Annotated in this window: 20 protein-coding genes and 2 riboswitches; of the genes, 5 read left to right on the forward strand and 15 right to left on the reverse strand. The window is 72.7% G+C overall.

The features are described from left to right. The first annotated feature begins 29 nt into the window (after positions 1 to 29). Positions 30 to 545, forward strand: a complete 516-nt coding sequence (locus ABD353_RS16285) for an HAD domain-containing protein (protein ID WP_344624311.1) — start codon at positions 30 to 32, stop codon at positions 543 to 545. Here ABD353_RS16285 and ABD353_RS16290 read toward each other — a convergent pair. From ABD353_RS16290 to ABD353_RS16300, 3 genes are all read right to left on the reverse strand, one after another. Beyond that, complete coding sequence (locus ABD353_RS16290) at positions 539 to 925, reverse strand: nuclear transport factor 2 family protein (RefSeq protein WP_344624312.1); 387 nt, start codon at positions 923 to 925, stop codon at positions 539 to 541. The two genes, ABD353_RS16285 and ABD353_RS16290, sit on opposite strands and share 7 nt — an antisense overlap. A 76-nt stretch (positions 926 to 1,001) precedes the next feature. After that, entirely contained in the window at positions 1,002 to 1,790 is a 789-nt protein-coding gene (locus tag ABD353_RS16295) for a CPBP family intramembrane glutamic endopeptidase (RefSeq protein ID WP_344624313.1), read from the reverse strand. 161 nt (positions 1,791 to 1,951) lie between these two features. Then, positions 1,952 to 3,454 (reverse strand): glutamate-cysteine ligase family protein, encoded by a 1,503-nt coding sequence (locus ABD353_RS16300; RefSeq protein WP_344624314.1) that lies wholly within the window; start codon positions 3,452 to 3,454, stop codon positions 1,952 to 1,954. Positions 3,455 to 3,792: 338 nt separating this feature from the next. On the opposite strand from ABD353_RS16300, the gene ABD353_RS16305 reads away from it, so the two are divergent. Both ABD353_RS16305 and ABD353_RS16310 read left to right on the forward strand, forming a co-directional pair. Further along, positions 3,793 to 4,365 carry a hypothetical protein gene (locus ABD353_RS16305; RefSeq protein ID WP_344624315.1) on the forward strand — a complete coding sequence of 191 codons (573 nt, stop codon included), beginning with the start codon at positions 3,793 to 3,795 and terminating at the stop codon, positions 4,363 to 4,365. Positions 4,366 to 4,719: 354 nt separating this feature from the next. Next, a complete protein-coding gene (locus tag ABD353_RS16310) occupies positions 4,720 to 4,911 on the forward strand; it encodes a DUF5999 family protein (protein WP_344624316.1) in 192 nt (63 codons plus the stop codon). 109 nt (positions 4,912 to 5,020) lie between these two features. On the opposite strand, the gene gcvP is transcribed toward ABD353_RS16310, so the two are convergent. Beyond that, positions 5,021 to 7,894 carry an aminomethyl-transferring glycine dehydrogenase gene (gene gcvP / locus ABD353_RS16315; RefSeq protein ID WP_344624317.1) on the reverse strand — a complete coding sequence of 958 codons (2,874 nt, stop codon included), beginning with the start codon at positions 7,892 to 7,894 and terminating at the stop codon, positions 5,021 to 5,023. Positions 7,895 to 7,985: 91 nt separating this feature from the next. Beyond that, a riboswitch (glycine riboswitch) is annotated at positions 7,986 to 8,116 on the reverse strand. A 1-nt stretch (position 8,117) separates the two neighbouring features. Then, a riboswitch (glycine riboswitch) is annotated at positions 8,118 to 8,221 on the reverse strand. 266 nt (positions 8,222 to 8,487) lie between these two features. Here gcvP and ABD353_RS16320 point away from each other — a divergent pair. Continuing rightward, positions 8,488 to 9,747, forward strand: coding sequence for a PRC and DUF2382 domain-containing protein (locus tag ABD353_RS16320; RefSeq protein WP_344624318.1), 1,260 nt, complete (start codon positions 8,488 to 8,490; stop codon positions 9,745 to 9,747). 190 nt (positions 9,748 to 9,937) lie between these two features. Continuing rightward, a complete protein-coding gene (locus ABD353_RS16325; protein ID WP_344624319.1) occupies positions 9,938 to 11,425 on the forward strand; it encodes an MFS transporter in 1,488 nt (495 codons plus the stop codon). 175 nt (positions 11,426 to 11,600) lie between these two features. Here the strand turns inward: ABD353_RS16325 and ABD353_RS16330 are convergent, their stop codons facing one another. The 11 genes from ABD353_RS16330 to clsA all read right to left on the reverse strand — a co-directional run bounded on the left by ABD353_RS16330 (position 11,601) and on the right by clsA (position 23,236). After that, positions 11,601 to 13,019 (reverse strand): DNA polymerase IV, encoded by a 1,419-nt coding sequence (locus ABD353_RS16330; protein ID WP_344624320.1) that lies wholly within the window; start codon positions 13,017 to 13,019, stop codon positions 11,601 to 11,603. 122 nt (positions 13,020 to 13,141) lie between these two features. Continuing rightward, a complete protein-coding gene (locus ABD353_RS16335; protein ID WP_425555171.1) occupies positions 13,142 to 13,840 on the reverse strand; it encodes a SanA/YdcF family protein in 699 nt (232 codons plus the stop codon). A 104-nt stretch (positions 13,841 to 13,944) separates the two neighbouring features. Further along, on the reverse strand, positions 13,945 to 14,628 hold the full coding sequence (locus ABD353_RS16340; RefSeq protein WP_344624322.1) for a MerR family transcriptional regulator: 684 nt from the start codon (positions 14,626 to 14,628) through the stop codon (positions 13,945 to 13,947). 315 nt (positions 14,629 to 14,943) lie between these two features. Then, a complete protein-coding gene (locus ABD353_RS16345) occupies positions 14,944 to 15,417 on the reverse strand; it encodes a bifunctional nuclease family protein (protein ID WP_263106328.1) in 474 nt (157 codons plus the stop codon). A 95-nt stretch (positions 15,418 to 15,512) separates the two neighbouring features. Continuing rightward, on the reverse strand, positions 15,513 to 16,262 hold the full coding sequence (ftsR, locus tag ABD353_RS16350) for a transcriptional regulator FtsR (protein WP_344624334.1): 750 nt from the start codon (positions 16,260 to 16,262) through the stop codon (positions 15,513 to 15,515). A 62-nt stretch (positions 16,263 to 16,324) separates the two neighbouring features. Beyond that, a complete protein-coding gene (locus tag ABD353_RS40445; RefSeq protein ID WP_425555169.1) occupies positions 16,325 to 17,203 on the reverse strand; it encodes a double zinc ribbon and FHA domain-containing protein in 879 nt (292 codons plus the stop codon). 202 nt (positions 17,204 to 17,405) lie between these two features. Next, the gene (locus ABD353_RS16360) at positions 17,406 to 18,467 is read right to left on the reverse strand and encodes a DUF881 domain-containing protein (RefSeq protein WP_344624324.1); all 1,062 of its coding nucleotides are present in this window, start codon (positions 18,465 to 18,467) and stop codon (positions 17,406 to 17,408) included. Between the two features lie 11 nt (positions 18,468 to 18,478). After that, positions 18,479 to 18,811, reverse strand: coding sequence for a small basic family protein (locus ABD353_RS16365; RefSeq protein ID WP_030269510.1), 333 nt, complete (start codon positions 18,809 to 18,811; stop codon positions 18,479 to 18,481). Next, complete coding sequence (locus ABD353_RS16370) at positions 18,808 to 19,842, reverse strand: DUF881 domain-containing protein (protein ID WP_344624325.1); 1,035 nt, start codon at positions 19,840 to 19,842, stop codon at positions 18,808 to 18,810. The genes ABD353_RS16365 and ABD353_RS16370 overlap by 4 nt, the downstream gene beginning before the upstream one ends. 141 nt (positions 19,843 to 19,983) lie before the next feature. Next, positions 19,984 to 22,479: a sugar phosphate nucleotidyltransferase gene (locus tag ABD353_RS16375; RefSeq protein WP_344624326.1), complete on the reverse strand. Its 2,496-nt coding sequence runs from the start codon at positions 22,477 to 22,479 to the stop codon at positions 19,984 to 19,986. A gap of 145 nt (positions 22,480 to 22,624) precedes the next feature. Further along, complete coding sequence (clsA, locus tag ABD353_RS16380; RefSeq protein WP_344624327.1) at positions 22,625 to 23,236, reverse strand: cardiolipin synthase ClsA; 612 nt, start codon at positions 23,234 to 23,236, stop codon at positions 22,625 to 22,627. Between the last annotated feature and the right edge of the window lie 150 nt (positions 23,237 to 23,386).

Here is a 23,386-nt window from a genome sequence, read left to right on the forward strand (position 1 = left end):
TCACCGGTACAGGCCGAGGGGGAGAAGGCATGCCGGACGCACCACTGCTGTACATCGACGTCGACGGGGTGCTCAACCCCGCCGACCCGTACCCGGCGGACGGCTTCCGACGCCACGAACTGCTCGGGTACGAGGTGCTGCTCTCCCCCGTCCACGGCGAGTGGCTGCGGGAGCTCTCCGGCACCTACCGGCTGTGCTGGGCCACCACCTGGCAGGAGTCCGCCAACGAGCACCTCGCACCGCTGCTCGGCCTGCCGGAGCTGCCGGTGGTGGGGGTCAACCGCTACGTCCGGCAGCCCGGCGACCCGCGGACGAGGCTCGCCGAGCTGTTCTCCGGCTTCAAGTGGGCCCCGATCCTCCGGCACGCGGCGGGCCGCCCGTTCGCGTGGATCGACGACGTCATCCCGCCCCGGCTCGTCCGGAACTCACTGCTGCGCCCGGACCGCCTGCTGATCCCGGTCGACCCCCACCAGGGGCTCGAACGCCACCACGTCGACCGCCTGCTCCGGCGCCCGCCCCGCGCCTTCCGGCGCCCGCGTCACTGATCCACGCCGGGCGGGACGCGGGTGGCCTGGTGGTAGTACATCCGCCAGCCGCCGTCCCGGCCCCTGCGCCAGATCGAGCTGTGCCGGCTGCGGCGCCCGCCCAGCACCGTCTCGAACGTCAGGTGCACCAGCCCCGGCGCGAGCCGCACGCCCGAGATCTCCGAGGGCTCGTACTGAGGCCCGTCCGCCGAACCGCCCGGGTGGCCCGCCAGCTCCGCGAGCATCGTCGCGTACGTCCACCGCCGCCCCGACCCGCCGACCTCCACGAACCCGGGGTCGAGGAGCCGGCCGGCGAGCTCCGGCGAGGAGCGCACCCGCGGATCCATGAGCTGCAGCTCCCCCGCGATCGCCTGTTCCACCTCATCCGCTGCACTGTCCATGGACACATCCTTCCCCCGCCCACCGCCCCCACCGCAACCGCATTCGGGGGCGGGGGGCCGCCGCCCGGGGCGGCCGTCAGGGCGTGGGCAGCCAGCTGACGTGCCCGGCGAGGAGGGCGTAGCCGACGAAGGCGACGGTGTCGATCAGGGCGTGGGCGACGACCAGCGGCATCACCCGGCCCCAGCGGCGGTACAGCAGGCAGAAGACCACGCCCATGACCATGTTGCCGACGAGCCCGCCGACGCCCTGGTACAGGTGGTACGACCCGCGCAGCACCGCACTGGTGACCACGATCGCCGGCCAGGACCAGCCCAGCTGGCCGAGCCGCCGCAGCAGGTAGCCGACCACGACGACCTCTTCGAGGATCGCGTTCTGCCAGGCCGAGCCGATCAGGACGGGGATGCGCCACCAGACGTCCGGCAGACCGGAGGGGGCGACGGTGAGGTTGAAGCCGGCGGCCTGGGCGGCGAGGTAGAGGCCGAGTCCGGTGCCGCCGATCGCGGCGGCGACCAGCGCGCCGCGCCCGAGGTCCCGCGCCTTGTCCCGGAGGTCGAAGCCGAGCACCCGCAGCGAGGTGCCCTCCCGCACCAGCAGGTAGCCGACCAGCACGACGGGCATGAGTCCGCGGGCGATGTAGTAGAGCTGCCAGGCGAGGTCGATCCAGGGCCGGCCCGGCGCGCGGGAGCCGTTGAGGGTGGCGACCTGCTGGCCGAGCGCGATCGGCTGGGTCAGCGAGTCGGCGAAGCTGATCAGGGCGGCGATGCCGCTGGCCCCGAGGGAGAGGCCGAGCACGATGAGCAGCTCGACGCCGAGCAGGCGGCGGGCCGGGGTGCCGGTCTCCGGCTCGGTCGTAACGCTGGTCACCTGGTCTCCCGCGCGGCGGCTCGCTCCCCGCGGCCGGCCGGCGCGCGGGCCCGTCGGCACGGACGGCCTCCGGGCCGATCATCCTCGCACACGCGGATGAGGGCGCCCCGCCGCGAGCGGCCGGTGGCGGGCACCGGTCGCGGGCGGCGGGGCGCGGCCGGTCAGCCGACCGGCCAGGTGTGCACCGGTTCGCCGGTGCGCATGTACTCCACGTACCTGCGGGTCATCGCGGCGATGGCGGCGGTGCGGTCCATGCCGAAGTGCTCGCGCAGCCGGTGCACGGTGGCGGCCTGCCAGGAGGCGCCGTTGGTGCGGCGCAGGCAGCGCTGTTCGATGACGCCGAGGTAGCGGTCGCGGTCGGCGGGTTCGATGCCCCATTCGTCGAGGCCCTGGTGGGCGAGCGGGAGCAGCTCGTTCAGCACGAGCTCGGTGACGGGGGTCGGGGCGGTGCCGCCGCGGCCGGCCCGGCCGTGCCGGGGCCAGTGCAGGACGGCGTCGATGCCGTGCCGGGCCGCGGTGTGGAAGTTCTCGTCGGCGCGTTCGAAGGGCAGCCTCGTCCAGACCGGCCGGGACTGTTCGGCGAGGACGCGGACCAGCCCGTAGTAGAAGGCGGCGTTGGCGAGGACGTCGGTGACGGTGGGCCCGGCGGGCAGGCAGCGGTTCTCCACCCGGAGGTGGGCGATGCCGTCGGCGACGTCGTAGACGGGACGGTTCCAGCGGTAGATGGTGCCGTTGTGGAGCCGCATCTCGGCGAGTTTGGGGACGCCGCCGGAGGCGAGCACCTTGACCGGGTCCTCGTCGTCGCAGATCGGCAGCAGAGCCGGGAAGTAGCGGAGGTTCTCGGCGAAGAGGTCCAGCGCGGAGTCCACCCAGCGCTCCCCGAACCAGGTGATGGGGCGCACGCCCTGTGCCTTGAGCTCCGCCGAACGGGTGTCGCAGGCCTGCTGGAAGAGCACCGGGCGGGTCTCGCGCCACAGTTCGCGGCCGAACAGGAACGGCGAGTTGGCGCCGAGCGCGACCTGGCAGGCGGAGACCGCCTGGGCCGCGTTCCACACGGGTGCGAACTTCTCCGGCGTGACCTGCAGGTGGAGTTGGAGCGAGGTGGCCGCGGCCTCCGCGACCATCGAGACCGACTCGACCGCGAGGTGCTCGACGCCCTCGATGTCCAGCGCGATGTCCTCGCCGCGGGCGGCCAGGATCTGGTCGCTGAGCAGGCTGTAGCGGTTGTTGTGCGACATGGCGTCCAGGCCGGTGTGGTCCAGGTCGAGGGTCGGCAGGATTCCGACCATGACGATCCGGGCGCCGGCGTCGGCCGCCTGCCGGTCCGCGTAGCGCAGGCAGGTGTCGACCTCCTCGCGGAGCTCCTCCAGGACGTGCCCGCCGAGCCGCCGCGGGGCGACGTTGACCTCGATGTTGAAACGGCCCAGCTCGGTCTGGAAGTCGGCCGAGGCGATGGACTCCAGCACCTGTGCGTTCCGCATGACCGGCATGCCCTGCTCGTCGGCCAGGTTGAGCTCGATCTCCAGGCCCATCATCGCTCTGGGGCGGTCGAAACGTCCCTCGCGCAGCATCCGCTCGAACACGTCCAGACAGGACTGGAGCTTGCGCCGGTACAGCTGCCGGTCGGACAGTTCAGCGCGAGTGGCCGCGACCTTCTCGCCCATGAGCGTCCTCCTCCCCTAGGTCGACCGTGCATGCATCATGCCCATCCGGAAGATCGATAGCCCGGGGTCTCGAACGCGGTGGCGAGGGCAAGAACTGACGGACCGTCAGCCGCGATCGGACTTGCCGCCCCACACCGAACGTGATAAGAAGGTCACCCTGCGCACCTGTTCGAGTAGAATTCGCACTGCGCTTCCGGCCGGTTTCCCGCCGCACGACAACCTCGTGCTCGCGTGGTTCCGTGCCCGCACCGCGATCATGCCCAACCGGACACGGCCAGGTCCCGCCACGCCGGTATGCCGCACTCGCACGCCGATCTCGCACGGAGAGGCGACCCGCCATGACTCTGCAGACCCCCCAGCCACCGCCGAGCGCCCTGCGCGCCGTACTGGCCGCCCTCGACGACGAGGGTGCGCTGAGCAAGCCCGCGGCCGCCGCGCTGCGCCATACCGCCGGCCCGCTGCTCCCCGCGCATCCGCTGGCCGTGTACGTGCTGGAGGGGTCCGCGCTGGGCACCGCGCGGCGCACCGGCTGGCGGTTCCTCATCAAGCAGGGCAGCGGCGGCGTCGTCGCGGCGGCGGAGGTGACGGAGACGGTGGCCGGGCACACCTTCTCGCACTTCGCGGCCGGCCCCTACCTCGACTCCACCGTCCAGGCGCTGCGGCAGGCCTGGCAGCTCGCGCAGGGTTCACGGACGATCCGGCTGCCCCGGCTGCTGACGATGCCGGGGCACTACGCCACGGCGCTGTGGCTGAACGGTTCGGCGCCGGACGGCGGGGACGACCTGCTGATCCCGCTCTCCCCCGCACCGCTCGGGGTGACGGCCCACCGGATCTACCGGGCGGGCGAGTTGCTGGCGGCGCTGGAACGCCCGCCGCTCGGCGGCGCCGCGATGCTGCTCAGCCAGAGCTGAACCGCCGCACGCCGGCCGGAGCGCGACCTCCGGACCGGCACCTCCGCATCACCCGGACGGGCCATCGGTTCTGACCTACCAGGGTCAGTAACCCGGTGGCCCGTCCGGCCGTTCCGGAACGGGTCGGCCGCCTGAACGGGTGATCTCCCGCGACGGGTTGTGGCTCATGTCACAAAAAGGCTGCGGGAAGGACTCGGGATGCCGACACTGGGAACCAGCGGATGTGGGGGCTTGTCCTACCCACCGGAGCGCCGGTTCACACCTGGGCCGGCGAGGATGATCCGCCGGCAGGGCGGCGCGCCACGGGGGTGCCGTGCGGCGGGGCAGGATCCGAGCGAAGCGAGGGTACGAGCTATGTGCCAGCACCGTACTGAGTGTCCTTCGGCCGAGTCGGCCGACCGCGAGGCGGCCGTACCGGTGGCCCGCCACCCCGAGCAGGGCTGGAGCCTGCTCTGCAACGGCGTCCTGCTCTTCGAGGACACCGGTGAACTGCTGCCCGACGGCCGGGTGATCGCGCCGCGGCGCCCGCTCGCCGTGGCGGCCTGACCCACCCGGCACCACAACAGCACCACACCACCGGCACCACCGGCCGGGAACGCCGCGAGGGCCCCGGAGGAATCGTCCTCCGGGGCCCTCTCCGTCATGCGCTACCGGCTCAGTTGCCGTACTCGTCCAGCGGCGGGCAGGAGCAGACCAGGTTGCGGTCGCCGTAGGCGCCGTCGATCCGGCTCACCGGCGGCCAGTACTTGTCCGCGGGGTTCACGCCGGCCGGGAAGACGGCCTCCTCGCGGGTGTACGGGTGCTGCCAGTCGCCGGCCAGCTCGGCGGCGGTGTGCGGGGCGTTGCGCAGCGGGTTGTCCTCGGCGGCCCACTCACCGGAGCCGACCTTCTCGATCTCCGCGCGGATCTGGATCATCGCCTCGCAGAAGCGGTCGATCTCGTGCAGGTCCTCGGACTCGGTGGGCTCGATCATCAGCGTGCCGGCCACCGGGAACGACATGGTCGGGGCGTGGAAGCCGTAGTCGATCAGGCGCTTCGCCACGTCGTCGACCGTCACGCCGGTCTCCTTGGTGAGCGGGCGCAGGTCGATGATGCACTCGTGCGCGACGAGGCCGCCGGGGCCGGTGTAGAGCACCGGGAAGTGCGGGGCGAGCCGCTTGGCGATGTAGTTGGCGTTCAGCACGGCCACCTGGGTGGCGCGCTTGAGGCCCTCGCCGCCCATCAGGCGGACGTACGACCAGGAGATCGGCAGGATCGCCGCCGAGCCCCAGGGGGCGGCCGAGATCGGGCCGACGCCGGTGGCCGGGCCGGCCTCCGCCTGCAGCGGGTGGTTCGGCAGGTACGGCGCGAGGTGCGCGCGGACCGCGACCGGGCCCACGCCCGGGCCGCCGCCGCCGTGCGGGATGCAGAAGGTCTTGTGCAGGTTGAGGTGCGACACGTCGGCGCCGAACTTGCCCGGCTTGGCGAGGCCGACCAGCGCGTTGAGGTTGGCGCCGTCGACGTACACCTGGCCGCCGGCCTCGTGCACCATGGCGCAGATCTCGGTGATCTCGGTCTCGTACACGCCGTGGGTGGACGGGTAGGTGACCATCAGCACCGAGAGCTGGTCGCGGTACTGCTCGATCTTGGCCTTGAGGTCCTCGACGTCGACGTCGCCGTCGACCAGGGTCTTGACCACGACGACGCGCATGCCGGCCATCACCGCGGAGGCGGCGTTGGTGCCGTGCGCGGAGGACGGGATGAGGCAGACGTCGCGCTGGGTGTCGCCGTTGGCCAGGTGGTAGGCGCGGACGGCCAGCAGGCCGGCCAGCTCGCCCTGGGAGCCGGCGTTCGGCTGGATGGAGACGGCGTCGTAGCCGGTGACCTCGACGAGCTGCTGCTCCAGGCCGTGGATCAGGCTGAGGAAGCCCTGCACCTGGTCGGCCGGGGCGAACGGGTGCAGCTGGCCGAACTCGGGCCAGGTGACCGGCTCCATCTCGGTGGTGGCGTTGAGCTTCATGGTGCACGAGCCCAGCGGGATCATGCCGCGGTCCAGCGCGTAGTCGCGGTCCGACAGGCGGCGCAGGTAGCGCAGCATGGCGGTCTCGGAGCGGTGGCTGTGGAAGACCGGGTGGGTGAGGTACTCGTCGTCGCGCAGCAGGGCGGCCGGCAGCGCGTCGGCGGTCTCGTCGAGCTCGCCGCCGGTGATGCCGAACGCGGCCCACAGCGCGGTGACGTGCTCGCGGGTGGTGGTCTCGTCGCAGGAGATCGAGACGGTGTCGGCGTCCACCTTGTGGATGTTGATGTTCGCCTCGAGGGCGGCGGCGACGACCTCGTCGGCGCGCTGCGGGACGCGGGCGGTGACGGTGTCGAAGAAGGCGCCGTGCACCAGCTCCACGCCGCCGGCGCGCAGGCCCGCGGCGAGCGCGGCGGCGTAGCGGTGGGTGCGGCGGGCGATGTCCGCGAGGCCGTCGGGGCCGTGGTACACGGCGTACATCGAGGCCATCACGGCGAGCAGCACCTGGGCGGTGCAGATGTTGCTGGTGGCCTTCTCGCGGCGGATGTGCTGCTCGCGGGTCTGCAGGGCCAGGCGGTAGGCGCGGTTGCCGTCGGAGTCGACGGAGACGCCGACCAGGCGGCCGGGCAGGTTGCGGGCGAACTCGGCGCGGACGGCGAGGTAGCCGGCGTGCGGGCCGCCGAAGCCCATCGGCACGCCGAAGCGCTGCGAGGTGCCGCAGGCGATGTCGGCGCCCATCGAGCCCGGGGACTTGAGCAGGGTGAGGGCGAGCAGGTCGGCGGCGACGGCGACGACCGCGCCGAGGCCGTGGGCCTGCTCGATGACCGGGGTGAGGTCGCGGACGGCGCCGGCGGCACCCGGGTACTGGAGCAGCACGCCGAAGACGCCGCGCTCGGCGATCTCGGCCGGGATGCCCTCGGACAGGTCGGCGACGACGACCTCGACGCCGGTCGGCTCGGCGCGGGTCTCGATGACGGCGACGGTCTGCGGCAGGGTGTCGGCGTCGATCAGGAAGACGCCGCCCTTGACCTTGGTGACGCGGCGGGCCAGCGCCATCGCCTCGGCGGCGGCGGTGCCCTCGTCGAGCAGCGAGGAGCCGGAGGTGGCGAGGCCGGTGAGGTCGGAGACCAGGGTCTGGAAGTTCAGCAGCGCCTCGAGGCGGCCCTGCGAGATCTCCGGCTGGTACGGGGTGTAGGCGGTGTACCAGGCCGGGTTCTCGAGGACGTTGCGCAGGATCACCGGCGGGGTGAAGGTGCCGTAGTAGCCGAGGCCGATCATGGAGGTGGCGACCCGGTTGCGGTCGGCCAGCTCGCGCAGCTCGGCGAGGACCTGGGCCTCGCTGCGGCCGGCGGGCAGGTCCAGCGCGGTCAGGCTGCGGATGGCCTCGGGAACGGCCGCGTCGGCCAGCTCGTCCAGGGACGCGAAGCCCACCTGGGCGAGCATCTTCTCCTGGGCGGCGGCGTCGGGGCCGATGTGGCGGGTCTCGAAGGGGCTGGCCTGCTCGAGCTCGGTGAGGTTCGGCTGGGCGTTCATGGGGGTCGAGGCCTCCTGGTCACGGACCGGCGGGGGTACGCACGCCGGTCGGCCGCCGTGGGGAGCCGGAGACGTACGAACCCGTCAGGCCTCCCCCTCTGTCATCGGTACCTGAGAGCTTCGCCGTCTTGACGCCCGAGGGCATCTCGTCGGCTTGCACCGTCGGTGAGGGTGGTGCCGACGGCTCCTGTGCCGGCGGTCCTGCCCTGCTTTCCAGAGTGACCTGGCCCACGCGGTACGGGTGCCTGAGAGATTCCGGGGAGGAGTTGCTCCTTCGGCGCCCCTTCCCCAGCTCAGCGGGGTCGGGGACTCTCCCGCGCGGGCTCGGCGGTCGCCGCCCAGGGTACCAGCGGGACCGCCGGGAATGGCGGGTGCTGTGACCGGCGTCCCACCGCCGGGGGCCGGTCCGAGGGCCCCGTCTGCGGGCCCGCGGGCCGTGCCCGTCCCCCGGACGGCCGATCACCGGCCCGGACGGCCGCCCCCGGCTCGCCGGTGACCGGTCCATGGCGTTCTGTGTAGATGGCGTCTGGCCAGCTCCTCCAGCCGTCCCGACGTCCACGGAGACACAGGAGCAGTAGGCACTGGAGGACAGCGTGCAGACCGATATCGATCCGCGAGACCTGATCGGGCACAAGGCGGTCGACCGGAACGGTGAGAAGATCGGCACGGTCGACGAGGTGTATCTCGACGACGCGACCGGCGAGCCCGAGTGGGCCGCCGTCCGCACCGGGATCTTCGGCCGGGACGCCTTCATCCCGCTGACCACCAGCGAGTTCTCGGGCGAAGAGCTCAAGGTCCCGTACGACAAGTCGCTGGTGAAGGACTCCCCGGACTTCGGCGTGGGCCAGCACCTGTCACCCGCCCAGGAGTTGCAGCTCTACCGCTACTACGGGCTGGACACCTCCAACGGCCGGCCGGGCGCGGAGGCGGGCCCGGCGCCCGCCGAGCGCCCCGGTGACACCGAGTTCGGCGCGGTCGCGCACGCGGCGCCCGAGCAGTCCGCGGCGAACGGCCGCCCGGCGGTGAACGGCCACGGCCGGACGGACCACGCCGACGGGCAGCACGGCGGCACGCGCCACGACGGGCCCCGGCAGGAGGGGACCCGGCCGGACGGCTCCGGACCGGCCGGCTCCCGGCAGGACAGCTCGGAGAACACCATGCAGCTCCCGGTGGTGCCGGCCGGCGGCACCGTCCGCCCTGCTGCCGCTCCGACCGCCGCGGACCGGCCCGAGCGGCCGGAGCCGCAGCAGGGCGGCGAGGCCTCGGCGCAGGGGCCGGTCGAGATCGTCTGCCGCGAGGAGCGGCTGGACATCAGCACCGAGTGGCACGTGCTGGGCACCGCCCGGCTGCGCAAGTACGTCACCTCGGAGGCCGTGGAGCGCCGGGTGCCGGTGGTGCGGGAGCGGATGCGGGTGGAGCGGGTGCCGGTGAGCGACGCCGAGCGGGCCGCGCTGAGCGACCAGGAGATCGCCGAGGCGGTCGAGGAGGTGACCCTGCGCGAGGAGCGGGCGGTGGTGCGCAAGTACCTGGCCCCGGTCGAGCGGGTGCGCCTGGTGGTGGAGCGCTACACCGAGGAGGAGCTCGTCCGCGAGGAGCTGCGTCGCGAGCAGGTCGAGGTGCACGACGGGACGGCGCGCCAGCCGTACGGCCCCCAGCCGGCCGACCGCGCGGCGGCCACGACCGCCTCCACCACGGCGACCACCGCGGCTGCCGCGACCGGGCCCGCTCCGACCGGGCCCGCTCCGGCCGGTGGGCAGCCGGCGCCCGCCGCGTCGGGCCAGGCGCCCGTCCAGGTCGCGGCGCGGACGGCCGCGGCGCAGCCTGCCCGGCCGGAGCCGCTGCGCCCGGTCTGATCCTCCGACGGCAGGACGTCCCCGGGGTCCCGGTCCGCTGCGGCGGTCCGGGACCTGCGCTTTGCCAAAGCTTCACCGATCGATATTTGACAGACTGAAGTATTGGCCTGCATCGTTACTTCAGTTCATTCACTATCGCTCGCCTGAAGCAGTGACCGGCTTCCGGCGACCCAACGGGAGGAAACCCACCGTGAGTGAGGCCCCACAGCCCGCCGCCACGGACGAGAAGCCGAGCAGTGCGCGGGTGCTCCCCGCGCTCGTGCTGGCCATGCTGGCGTTCAGCGTGGTGCAGACCGCGGTCGTGCCGATCCTGCCGTCGCTCGCCAAGGAGCTCGACGTCTCCGGCTCCAGCATCACCTGGCTGATGACCGCCAACCTGCTCTCCGCGGCCGTGCTCACGCCGCTGCTCGGCCGGTTCGGCGACCTCCGCGGCCGCAAGCCGATGCTGCTGGTCTCGCTCGCCGGCCTGGTCGCGGGCTCCGCCCTCGCGGTCGGCACCCACTCCTTCACCTGGCTGGTCGTCGCCCGCGTGCTCCAGGGCGCCGGCGGTGGCGTGCTCCCGCTCGCGATCAGCATCGTCCGCGACGAGCTGCCCAAGGCCAAGGTCACCGGCGGCGTCGCCGCCATCAGCGCCTCCATGGGCGTCGGCAGCGGCCTCGGCCTGGTCGCCACCGGCCTGCTGCTGGAGCACTGGAGCTACAAGTCGATCTTCTGGATGGGCCTGGCCTTCGGCATCATCGCCGTCGCGCTGGTCGCGATCCGCGTCCCCAAGGACCCGGTCGTCGACAAGGAGGGCGGCGCCGACCCGCTCGGCGCGCTCACCCTGGCCGGCTGGCTCTCCGCCCTGCTGATCGCCGTCAGCCAGGGCAACCACTGGGGCTGGACCTCCAACCGCACCCTCGGCCTGTTCGCCGTCGCCGCCGTGGTCGCCCTCGTCTGGATCCTCATCGAGGTCAAGGTCAGCCACCCGCTGGTCGACATGAAGATGATGTCCCGCCCGGCCGTCGCCTTCACCAACATCTCCGGCCTGCTCATGGGCTTCGGGATGTACGGCTCCTTCATGGTCATCAGCAACTTCGCGCAGACCCCGGAGAAGCTCGCCCACTACGGCTTCACCGCCACCGTGCTGCACGCCGGCATCATGCTGCTGCCGTCCGCGCTCGGCTCGATGGTCGCCGCCCCGCTCGGCGCCCTGATGATCGCCCGCCGCGGCCCCCGCCTGCCGCTCGTCGCCGGCGGCCTGCTCGGCGCCGTCGCGATGGCCTACCTCGCCGTCCGGCACAGCCACGAGATCGACATCTACCTCGCCTCCGCCGTCTTCGGCCTCGGCGTCGGCCTCGCCTACGCGGCCATGCCCGCCTACATCAACGGCGCCGTGCCCGCCGAGCAGAGCGGCATCGCCAACGGCATGAACGCGGTGCTGCGCACCGTCGGCGGCGCCGTCGGCACCGCCGTCATGGCGGCCATCCTCACCGGCGACACCATGAAGCTGCCGATCCCGATCGCCCTGCCGACCCTGACCGCCTACGAGCACGCCTACTGGACGGCCGCCGTGATGTGCGTGGTCGCCGGCCTGGTGCCGTTCGCCATCCGCCGGATCAAGGCCGCCGACCTCCCGGCCGCCACCCCGGCCGAGGCCACCCCCTCCAGCCCCGAGCTGGCCAAGACCGACGCCTGACGAGGCGTCTCCCTCGCGCCAGGGGACGAGGCGCGAGGGGGGCCGGGCCCCGTGGACGGTTGTGGGCATGCGACCGCGGACACGGCCCGGCCCCGCCGAGCGGCCCCGCACTGGGACGGTGCGGGGCCGCTCGCCATTTCCACCGGCGTCCCGGGCGGCCTTATGAGCCGGGAGCTCAGGCCCGGCGCAGCGGCAGCGGGTCGGACGGCTCCAGGTCCGGATCGTCGACGGCGAAGGTCCGCACCCGGCCCGGCGGGTCGTACGGCGTCTCGAAGCGCACGGTGACCCGGCCGACACCACTGCCCTGCACCCAGCCGGGACCGTGCTCGGCGTGGTGGACGTCCTGCCCGGGCAGCCAGCGGCGCAGTGCCGGCGGCATGGCCGGAGCCGTGTCGGCGGCATCCGCTCCCCCGACCTCCGCCGACGCCACCCCCGCCTCCACATCCGCTTCTGCTTCACCCGCCGCTGCCACCTCCACCTCCACCTCCGCGGTGTGCGCGGCCTGGGCGAAGAGGTCCTCCTGCGTGTAGTCGGCCAGCTGGGAGACGCCCACGCCGAGCAGCCGCACCCCGCCGGTGGTGTCGACCTGCAGGGCCAGCCGGCGGGCCGTCTCCGCGATCACGCCCTCGTCGTCGGTGGGGGCGCGGAGCGTCTCGGAGCGGGTCAGGGTGGAGAAGTCGAAGCGGCGTACCTTCAGCACCACCGTGCGGCCGGAGCGGCCCGCCGCCCGCAGCCGCTTGACGCAGCGGGCGGTGAGCTGGTCGATCTCGTGCAGGATGCGGTCGCGGTCGGCGAGGTCGACCTCGAAGGTGTCCTCGACCGACACCGATTTGGCGTCGCGGTCGGGCACCACGGCCCGCTCGTCGTGGCCGAAGGCCATCAGGTGGATACCGGTGCCGTGCGCCCGCCCCAGCAGATGGACGAGCTCGGCCTCGCCGGCGTCCGCGAGGTCTGCCACGGTGGTCAGGCCCGCGCGGCGCAGCGTCTGCTCGGTGGCCGGGCCGATCCCGGGCAGTGCGCGGACGGGCATCGGGCTGAGCACGGCCCGCTCCGAACCGATCTCCACCAGCACCAGGCCGTCCGGCTTGGCCTGCTCGGAGGCGATCTTCGCCATCAGCTTGGAGCCGGCGGCGCCGACGGAGGCGGTGAGGCCGGTCCGTTCGAGAATGTCGGCGCGCAGGTCCTCGGCGACCGCGAGCACCAGCTGCGCGCCGGTCTCCGGGTCGACCTCGGCGAGTGCGGGGCCGTACGGGCCGGCCTCCAGGTCGACGAAGGCCTCGTCGAGGCTCAGCGGCTCGACCAGTGGGGAGCGTTCGCGCAGCAGGGCCATGACGATGTCGCTGTTCTGGCGGTAGGCGGCGAAGCGGCCGGACAGGAAGGCGGCGTTCGGGCAGAGCCGGCGCGCCTGGGCCATCGGCATGGCCGAGTGGACGCCGAACCTGCGGGCCTCGTAGGAGGCGGTGGCGACGACGCCGCGGCCGCCGAGGCCGCCGACCACCACGGGTTTGCCGCGCAGGCTCGGCTTGGACGCCTGCTCCACCGCGGCGAAGAAGGCGTCCATGTCGAGGTGGATGATGCTCGGCACAGTCCGCACACCGCGATCATCGCGCACGGCTGTGACAATCCGTTCGAGGCGGGCCGCCCCCGGTCCGCCTGGCCCTGCGCCACGCCTGGGCAGCGTCCGCGCCCTGCGCCACCGCCTCGGCGGTGTCCGCGCTACGGCTTGGCGGCGTCCGCGAGCGCGCGGGTGACCCCGGACTCGGTCGCGCCCAGGAACTGCGGGTCGGGCCGCAGCCAGGCGTCCAGCGCCGCCTTGCCGGCCCCCGGGATCTCCCGCAGTCCGCCGTAGTACCAGGTGGTGTCGTGCGGCTCGTCCACGGCGACGGCGTACGCGTCGATGCCGGCCGCCTCGCACAGCGCCAGGGCCCGTCGCACGTGGAAGCCCTGACTGACCAGCAGGGCGTGGTCGACGCCGAACACCCGGCGGGCCCGGCTGCAGGAGTCCCAGGTGTCGAAGCCGGCGTAGTCGCCGACCACCCGGACGTCGGGCACCCCGCGGTCCGTCAGGTAGCGGCGCATGGCGTCGGTCTCGTCGTAGGCGGTGGTGCTGTTGTCCCCGGTGACCAGGATGGCCCGCACCTTGTGCTGCTGATAGAGGTTCAGCGCCGCGTCGAGCCGGTGCGCCAGGTACGGGGAGGGCTCGCCGCCGAAGAGCCCGGCGCCGAAGACCACGGCCACCGGCGCGGCCGGGGCGTCCGCCACCGTACGGACCCGGCCGCCCTCGCCCGTCCACAGCCAGGTGCTGGGTGCGAGCCCGAGGGCGCTGACGAGAACGGCGGCCTGGAACCAGCGCCGCCGACCGGTGCGGTCGCCGAGCCCGGGGATCCGCCGCAGCCGCGCCACGGCCTTGCGCAGCACCTTCACATCCTTGATCGACACATCTGGCGGGACGCCGGCCGGGGCCGGTGCGGTTCCACCCCGGGCGCGGCCTGTCGCCGTGTCAGACCGCGTTTGCGGTGTCAGACCGCGCGGTTGCGCCGCTGGGCGAGCTCGTCGGCCGGGTTGTGGCCGACCAGGGTCTCACCGGTGTCGGTGCGCTCGGCGTGCAGCCGGCCGAGGGCGGTCTCCAGCTCCTGCCAGACCGCGCCGACGGCGATGCCGAACATGCCCTGGCCGCCGCCGATCAGGTCGACGACCTGCTGCGGGCTGGTGCACTCGTAGACGGTGGCACCGTCGCACATCAGGGTCAGGCCGGTGAGGTCGGCGGGCTCGGCCGCCTGGAGGTGGGCGACGGCGACGCGGATGTTCTGCAGCGAGACGCCGGCGTCCAGCAGCCGCTTGACGATCTTCAGCAGGAGGATGTCGCGGAAGCTGTAGAGCCGCTGCGCTCCGGCCGGGTAGGCGGTGCGGACGCTGGGCTCCAGCAGCCCGGTGCGGGCCCAGTAGTCGAGCTGACGGTACGTGATGCCGGCGGCCGCGCACGCGGTCGGCCCGCGGTACCCGACCAGGGCGGAGGTCGGCGGGATGCGCTCGATCGCGGGCTGCCCGGCCTGGACGGCGGGGAAGCGGCCCACCCGGGGCAGTTCGGACTCGGCCGGCTCGGCCGGGACCTCCCGGCCCCGCGCAACCGGTCCTCGGGCGGCGCGCGGCAGGTGCACGGCGCACAGGCCCCCGGCGGTGGCGTCGTCGCCGTTACCGCTCATGCCTGCCTCCGTCCACTCGGTCCTGCGGCTCTCCCGGCGCCGGACGGCGCAGGCCGACCGGAACCTCCCTTGACGGTAGGCAGTCACCACAGGCCCGTCAACGATCGCCACGCCGGGGCTCCGGTCGGATGTCACTCCGAAGAGTGGTTTTTCGTGCCCTTAGTGTGGGTAGCAGGGGCCGCTTTTGCAAAGCGCGGTTGCAGCGCCCCGGAGCGCGCAGTACGCGCGCCCTCCGCGGGCGGCGCCGCCTCGGGCGCCGCTACTGCCGACCCGCCGCAACAGGCCGCCGCAACAGCGCCGCCGCAACGGGCCGTGCTACTGCTGGCCGCCGCCGAAGTCCTCCGGCGAGACCTGGTCGAGGAACTCGCGGAACTTCTCGACCTCGTCCTCCTGCTCGTCCGGGATCGCGATGCCCGCCTCGGCGAGCACGTTCTCGCTGCCGTAGATCGGCGTCCCGGTCCGCAGCGCCAGCGCTATGGCGTCCGAGGGACGCGCACTCACCTCGACACCGCCGGAGAAGACGAGCTCGGCGTAGAAGACGCCCTCCCGCAGGTCGCTGATCCGGACCTCGGTGAGCTGCTGGCCCAGCGCGTCGAGCACGTCCTTGAAGAGGTCGTGCGTCAGCGGCCGCACCGGGGTCATGCCCTGCTGCGCGAAAGCGATCGCGGTCGCCTCGCCGGGGCCGATCCAGATCGGCAGGTACCGATCGCCCCCGACCTCCCGCAGCAGCACGATCGGCTGGTTGGAAGGCATCTCCACCCGGACACCCACGACGTCGAGCTCATTCACACTGGCAACCCTATGGCGCGCGCCGCCGATAGGAAAGCGCAGTCCTTCCCGCCCTGGTCAGCAACGCGGCCCCGGGGTGTCGTCGGCACCGGCGCTCAGTTCGGCCGGGCCCGCAGGCCCGCCTGCACCATGGCCGCGTGCAGCCGGACGGAGAGCGTGGCCAGCTCCCGGGCGGTGGTCTCGGCGTGCGCCCGGGTCTGCGGGTTGCGGTGCCGGCGCAGCGGAGCCACCACCTGGTCGACCAGGGCCACCTCGCGCTCCGCGGCGGCCTTCATGGCCCGCAGGTGGCGCGGCTCCAGGCCGTACCGGCCGAGCTCCGCCACCAGCCGGGCGATCTGCAGCGCCTCCCCGTCGTAGCCGCCGTCCGGCCCGGCCGTGACCAGGCCGTAGGACTCCCACTCGAGGAGCTCGCCCTCCTCCGCCTCGGCCGCGGCGAGCAGCTCCGCCCGTCCGAGCCGCACCCCGGCTACCGCGCCGGACGCGGCGCCGAGCTCCCGGTCGGCCTCCTCCAGCGGGCCGGGCCGGGCCTCCGGCGCGGGCAGTGCCGGAGGCGCCTCGCCGCGCTCGATGGCGTCCAGGTGCTCGCGGATCACCCGCAGCGGCAGGTAGTGGTCGCGCTGCATGCGCAGCACGTACGCCAGCCGTTCGACGTCCCCGGCGCTGAACTTGCGGTAGCCGGACGGGGTGCGCTGCGGGTCGACCAGCCCCTCCGCCTCCAGGAAGCGGATCTTGGAGATGGTGACCTCGGGGAAGTCGTCCCGGAGGAACGCCAGGACGGCGCCGATCGAGAGCAGCTCGTCGCCGCCCCTCCCCCGTGCCTCGGCCGCACGGCGTGTGGCGGGCACGGGGGTGGCCCCGAGGGTGGTGGGAGGGTTCGCGGTCACTCGGGCTCCTGCCGACGTCGGATTCAGTACCCCCGGACGTGGCCGGCGAAGAACACCAGCCGGTACTTGCCGATCTGGACCTCGTCGCCGTTGCTGAGCGTGACCTCGTCGATCCGCTCCCGGTTGACGTACGTGCCGTTCAGGCTGCCGACGTCCGCGACCGAGAAGCCGCCGCCGGGCAGCCGCCTGAACTCCACGTGGCGGCGCGAGACCGTCACGTCGTCCAGGAAGATGTCGCCCTGCGGGTGGCGGCCCGCGGTGGTCACGTCCGAGTCGAGCAGGAACCGGCTGCCGGAGTTCGGGCCGCGCTGCACGATCAGCAGGGCGGAGCCCGGCGGCAGGGCGTCGATCGCGGCCAGCACCTCGGGCGACAGCGCCGGGGTGGCGCCGGTCGAGGTGGCACCGGGCTCGTACGACTCGATCCCGGAGATCGAGATGGTCGACGTGGTCTCGGCGGCCCTCTCCGGCACCGGCGCGCTGCGCAGCGCCGTCCCGCAGTTGGAGCAGAACCGGGCCGTGACCGGGTTCTGGTTGCCGCACCGCGGACACGGGGAGGTGCCAGCCATCGTCACAGCCTCCTGGCTCGGCACACCCTGCTGGACGTGCCCGGCGTAGGGGTCCGGGGTAAACCCTCCACCGGAGGTTGAGGGTGCTGCCGGGAAACCTATGCGCGGTGCGCCACCCGATTCAACCGACGCGCCGTAGCCCCGGGCATTCCCCTCGTACGGAGCCGCGCCGTGGCCGTCGCGGAACAGCGGGCGCTCGGCGTACTGGTCCGCCTCGGGCGCGGGCCGCATGCCGGGGACGGCGGCCTCCTCCCCCGGGTGGCGGTGGCGCGCGGTGGGCGCGTCCGCCGACTCCTGGCGGTTGTTGCGGCCGAAAAGCTTCGAGAACAGACTCACGGGCGAATCCCCTTGCGTGTGACAGACCCGCCCGCGGGGCAGGGTGACAGGCTCGGACAGGCAGCTGGCCCGGCATCCGGCCGGGCCCGAGCAGGCGGCGGAGCGCACCGCCGGGGTGGAACATCCCAGTGTGCCTCAGGCCGCCCGGCGGCGCGCCACCGGGGGCCGCGCGTACCTGACGGACCGTAGGACAGTCGACCCGTCACTTCGCCGCCGGCTTGCCGTACTGCAGCGGCTTCGGCGCTGCGAGCGCGTCGACGACCACCTTCTGCTGCTGGGTGATGACCGCGGTCGCCTGTTCCTTCTCCAGGGTGCGGACCACGCCGCCCGGGATGTTCAGCGCGGGCGTCAGGTCCTGGGGGTTGCCCACGACCGTGAAGCGGAACGGCTGCGACACCTTCTTGCCGTCGATCTGCACACCGCCGTCGGCGCCGTCGGTGAAGTAGGTGCCGGCCACGACACGCACGTCGTTGATCTGAATCGCCTCCGCTCCCGCCGCTCGGAGTTCCTGCAGGGTGTCCAGCAGCATATCCGCCTTCACCTGCCCCTGGGGATCATTGATCGTCAAGACGATTCCCGGCCCGGTCGCCTGCTCCGTGCCGGCGAGCACACCCAGCTCGGTCGCCTTCTTCCTGGTCTGCTCCTGGGCCTCCTTGGCCTGGTTGGAGCTGTTCTCCAACTGGGTCAACGACTGCTCCAGCTGCGTCTTCTCCTGCTGGAGACGCTGCTGGCGGCTGTCCAGTTCGTCGAGGATGCGGACGAGATCCTCCTGGCGGGCCCCGCGCAGCTGGTTGTGGTCGTTGGTGGAACGCACCTGGATCGCCAGACCCAGGCCCAGCGCGAACAGCAGCACGGCCACGACGAGCTGGCCGCGGGAGAGCCGCGGCGGCCAGAGCGCACCCCGCAGCCTGCGGCGCGAGTCGGCCGGCGCACCCGGGTCCGCCGACTCGGGCTCCTCCGCCTTCTCCGCCTTCTCCGCCTGCGCGGCCGGCTCAGCGGTGGGCTCAGCGGTGGGCTCAGCACCGGCCTCGGCCTCGGACGGGCGGGGCTCCGTGCTCCCGTCCGCCGCGGGGGCCCGGGCAGGCTCCGCAGCGGCCGCGGCCGGCTCCTCGACGGCTCCCTCGGCGGGCTCCCCGCCGGCCGGCGGGGTCACGGGCGGCGCCGCCTCCTCGCCGGCCTTCCGGAGAGCCTCGCGCGGCTCGGGCGCCGCGCCCTCCTCCGCGGGGGGCACCGGCGTGCCGTTCGGCTTGTCGTCCTGTTCCACGACGTGTCTCCCTACGCCCTGAACACATGCCGCCGGATCGCGGCTGCGTTGGAGAAGATCCGGATACCGAGCACCACGACGACACCGGTCGAGAGCTGCGCGCCCACGCCGAGCTGGTCGCCGAGGAAGACGATCAGGGCCGCGACGACCACGTTCGAGAGGAACGAGACGACGAAGACCTTGTCGTTGAAGATCCCGTCCAGCATCGCCCGGACACCGCCGAACACCGCGTCCAGCGCCGCCACCACCGCGATCGGCAGGTACGGCACCACGGCGTCGGGGACCTCGGGCTGGACGAAGAGGCCGACGACGACGCCGATCACGAGCCCCAGAACGGCAATCACGGTGAAGGTACTCCTGTCCGGGTGGCGGTCGACTTGGTGGCCCGGGAGGCCGGGCGGGACGGCGGGGCACTGCCCGAGGGCGAGGAGCCGGCCGAGGGCGGGGCACTGCCCGGGGGCGGAGTGCCGCCCGAGGAGGCCGTCGGAGCGGAGGACTCGGCACCACCGGGCTTCGCCGTCCGCAGCGTCACGCCGAGCGCGGCCGGCAGCGACATCTTCTTCTGCACGGACACGCTCGACTTGATGCCGTAGCTGTCCTGGATCAGCTTGAGGTAGCGCCCGGCCGAGCTGGAGTCGAAGGCCTGAGCGAACCGCTCCCCGTCCCCGACCGCGAGCACGGTGTACGGGGGCACCAGCGGCCGGTTGTCCACCAGCACCGCGTCACCCGCGGCGCGGATCGCGGAGAGCGTCGTCATCCGCTGGCCGTTGATCGACACCGCCTCGGCGCCGGACAGCCACAGCCCGTTCACCACGAGCTGCAGGTCGCGGTCGCGCAGCCGGCCGGTGTTGTTGAACCCCTCGGCCTCCCGCGGGTTGCTCGCCGAGCCGCCCGCGCCGGTGCCCGAGGCGTCGTCGATCACCAGCTTGATGCCCGGGCCGCTGATCTCCCCCGTGCCGGTCCGGGCGGCGAGCAGGGCGAGCGCGTTGTCGCCGCCGACGGGCAGCGCCTGCCGCTGGGCCGTCGCGACCTTCGTGCGCAGGTCCTCGACCTGCCGCTGCAGCGTGTCCGCGGCCTTCGTGGCGTCGTTGACCCGGTGGACGAGCGCGTCCCGCTCCTTGGCGAGCGTCGGCTCGGCCTTGGAGGCGTTCACCCCGCCCACGGTCACCACGGTCGCCGCCAGGGCCAGCCCGACCGCCAGGGTGAGCTTGCCGCGCAGGCTCGTCGGCAGCCGGCTCGGACCGTCCCCGCGGCGCGCGGCCTCGGCGTAGCCCTCGTCCAGACTGTGGTCCATCACATTGGTCAGCAGGGACATCGAGGCGTCCGGACGGTTGAACCGTCCGTTCGAGTCGCTCGGCGTCGGCGTTGCTGGCATGCGGGACATCGTCCCATGTCGCCGGGGCGGCGTACGCACAGCCCCCGCGCTACCGTCCCGGACGGACACCGAACCGTGACCGGCCGGGGCGCGGCGGCGTGCTGCCGCCGCGCCCCGGCCGGGTCACCGGACGGTGTTCCCTCAGCGTCCGGCCGAGTCCACCACCGCCGCCCACTCGTCGAGCAGCTGCTCGGTGGCCTCGTCGTCGGGGCCCTCCGCCCACAGGTGGGTGACCGCCTCGGCCGGGTCCGGCAGGACGAGCGTCCACCGGCCGTCGGCCTCGACCACGCGCACGCCGTCCGTGGTGTCCAGCCGCCGGCTGCCGGCCGCCTCCACCACCGAGCGCATCACCATGCCCTTGGCCGCCCACGGCGTCGCGATGTCGCGCCGCTTGATGTGCGCCTGCGGGATCCGGGCGTCGATCTGGCTCAGCGTGAGCTGGGTGCGGGCCACCAGGCCGACCAGCCGGACGAACGCCGCCGGACCGTCCAGCACACCGCTGAACTCGGGCACCACGAACCCGCCGCGCCCGTCGCCGCCGAACACCGTGCCCTCCTCCGCGGCCGCCTTCGCGAGGTCGTCCGGCGAGGTGGTCGTCCAGGTCACCTGGGTGCCGTGATACGCCGCGACCTGCTCGGCGATCCGGGTCGTCGTCACCGGCAGCGCCACCTGGCCGCTGCGCCGCTCCGCCGCGACCAGGTCGAGCAGCACCAGCAGTGCCCGGTCGTCCTGGATCACCCGGCCGAGCTCGTCGACGAACGACACCCGCTCGCCGACCGGGTCGAAGCGCACACCGAACGCCGCCCGCGAGGACGCCACCAGCTCACCGAGCCGGGCCAGCGCGGCCCGCCGCTCCTCGGCATCCTCGGTCGGCCGGGCCTCGTCGAGGCCGCTGTCGACGGTGAGCGTCTCGACGCCGAGCCGGCCGAGGATGCTCGGCAGGACGAGCCCCGCACTGCCGTGCGCGGCGTCCACCACGACCTTCAGGCCGGCCTCGCGCACCCCGCTGGTGTCGACCGCCCGCAGCAGGTTCCGCGCGTACGAGTCGAACACGCTGGACGGGTGCAGCAGGTCGCCGATCTCACCGGGGAAGGCCCGCCGGAACTCCTGGCGCGCGTACACGCGGTCCAGCTTCCGCTGGCTCGCCTGCGAGAGGTCGGCGCCGGCCCCGTCGAAGAACAGGATGTCCAGCGAGTCCGGCACTCCCGGCGTGGTTCGCAGGAAGATGCCGCCCGCACTGCCGCGCGCGGTGTTCTGCCGCGCGACCGGCATCGGGACGTTCTCCAGGTCGCGGACGTCGATCGCGCTGGTCTGCAGCGCCGAGATCATCGCCCGCTTGAGCGCCCGGGCACCACGCGAGTGGTCACGCGCGATGGTGACCGTCGCCCCCTTCTTGAGGGTGGTGGCGTACGCGCCGGCCAGCCGGACGGCGAGCTCCGGAGTGATCTCCACGTTCAGGATGCCGGAGACGCCGCGCACGCCGAACAGGTGCTCCTGGCCGCGGGACTCCCAGATCACCGAGGTGTTGACGACCGCGCCGGCCTCGATGGTCTTGAACGGATAGACCCGGACGTTGCCCGCCAGCAGCGACTCCTCGCCGATCAGGCACTCGTCGCCGATCACCGCACCCTCGTCGATCCGCGCGGCCCGCATCACGTCGGTGTTCTTGCCGATCACGCAGCCGCGCAGGTTGCACTGCGGGCCGACGTACACGTTGTCGTGGATGACCGCCTTGTGCAGGAAGGCACCGCGCTTGACGACCACGTTGCTGCCCAGCACGGTGTGCTCGCGCAGCTCCACCCCGGCCTCGACCTTTGCGTAGTCGCCGATGTACAGCGGACCGCGCAGGATCGCCTCGGGGTCGACCTCGGCGCCCTCGGCCACCCACACACCCGGCGAGATCTCGAAGCCGTCCAGCTCGACGTCGACCTTGCCCTCGAGGACGTCCGCCTGCGCCTTCAGGTAGCTCTCGTGCGTGCCCACGTCCTCCCAGTAGCCCTCGGCGACGTAGCCGTAGACCGGCTTGCCCTCCTTGAGCAACTGCGGGAAGACGTCGCTCGACCAGTCGACCGACTCGCCGGCCGCGACGTAGGAGAAGACCTCGGGTTCCATCACGTAGATGCCGGTGTTCACCGTGTCCGAGAAGACCTGGCCCCAGGTCGGCTTCTCCAGGAAGCGCTCGACCCGCCCCTCCTCGTCGGTGATCGTGATGCCGAACTCCAACGGGTTGGGCACCCGGGTCAGGCAGACGGTGACCAGCGCGCCCTTCTCACGGTGGAAGGCCACCAACTCGGAAAGATCGAAATCGGTGAGCGCGTCACCGGAGATCACCAGAAACGAGTCGTCCTTGAGCGCGTCCTCGGCGTTCTTCACACTGCCCGCGGTACCGAGCGGGACCTCTTCATTGGCATAGGTGAGGTTCATCCCCAGCTCTTCGCCGTCCCCGAAGTAGTTCTTCACCAGGGAGGCCAGGAACTGGACGGTCACCACGGTGTCCGTGAGACCGTGCCGCCGTAGCAGCCGCAGCACGTGCTCCATGATCGGCCTGTTGGCCACCGGCAGTAGTGGCTTGGGCATGCTCGACGTCATCGGACGGAGTCGAGTGCCTTCGCCACCCGCCATCACAACGGCTTTCATTCGGGTGCGTCCTCCTTCGCGGTGGTGAACCCTGCAGATCCATCAAACCGTTCCAGAGCTTCTCTACCCGGATAAAAACGTCCGACTCACCGTGTCGTGGCAAGTCGGACGTGGAGATCTTGTCAGCAGCGTGCAAACAGCCCGCTCAAACGGCGGCCGTACGGTCCGCCCGCACCAGCTGCCGGGCCTGGACGGCGTACAGGATGCCGGCCCACCAGTAGAGCACCGTGCCCCACCAGATGAATGCCCAGCTGACCGGCTCGGCGACCGTGGCCAGCCAGCTCTCCCCGTTGCCGAGCAGCAGAAGCGGAAAGGCGTACATCAGATTGAACGTGGCCGCCTTCCCCAGGAAACTCACCTGGAGCGGCCCGTAACCGTGCCGATTGAGAATGGGAAGCAGCGAGCCGATGAACAGTTCGCGCGCCAGCAGCACGACGGTGACCCAGAGCGGCAGGATCTCACGCCACGTCAGACCGACCAGCGTGGACAGCACGTACAGCCGGTCCGCCGCCGGATCCAGGATCTGGCCGAGCCGGCTCACCTGACCCCAGCGCCGCGCGAGCTTGCCGTCCAGGTAGTCGCTGACGCCGCTCAGCATCAGCACGACGATCGCCCAGCCGTCGTTCTCCGGCCCGCCGAACACCGGCCAGAGGATCAGCCACAGGAAGATGGGCACACCCACCAGCCGGGCCATGCTCAGCAGGTTGGGGATGGTGAGGACGCGGTCCGTCTGCACCCGCGTCTCCTGAACCTCCACCTGGGACCCTCCTGACAGCTGTACCGCCGTGAACGTGTGCGGCATTGACCTTACAACAACAAAGCCCCCACCCTGTTGGGTGGGGGCTTTGCCATGAAGAATTGTTCGGCGGCGTCCTACTCTCCCACAGGGTCCCCCCTGCAGTACCAT

This window comes from Kitasatospora arboriphila, assembly GCF_039528095.1.
GTDB classification, from domain to species: Bacteria; Actinomycetota; Actinomycetes; order Streptomycetales; family Streptomycetaceae; genus Kitasatospora; species Kitasatospora arboriphila.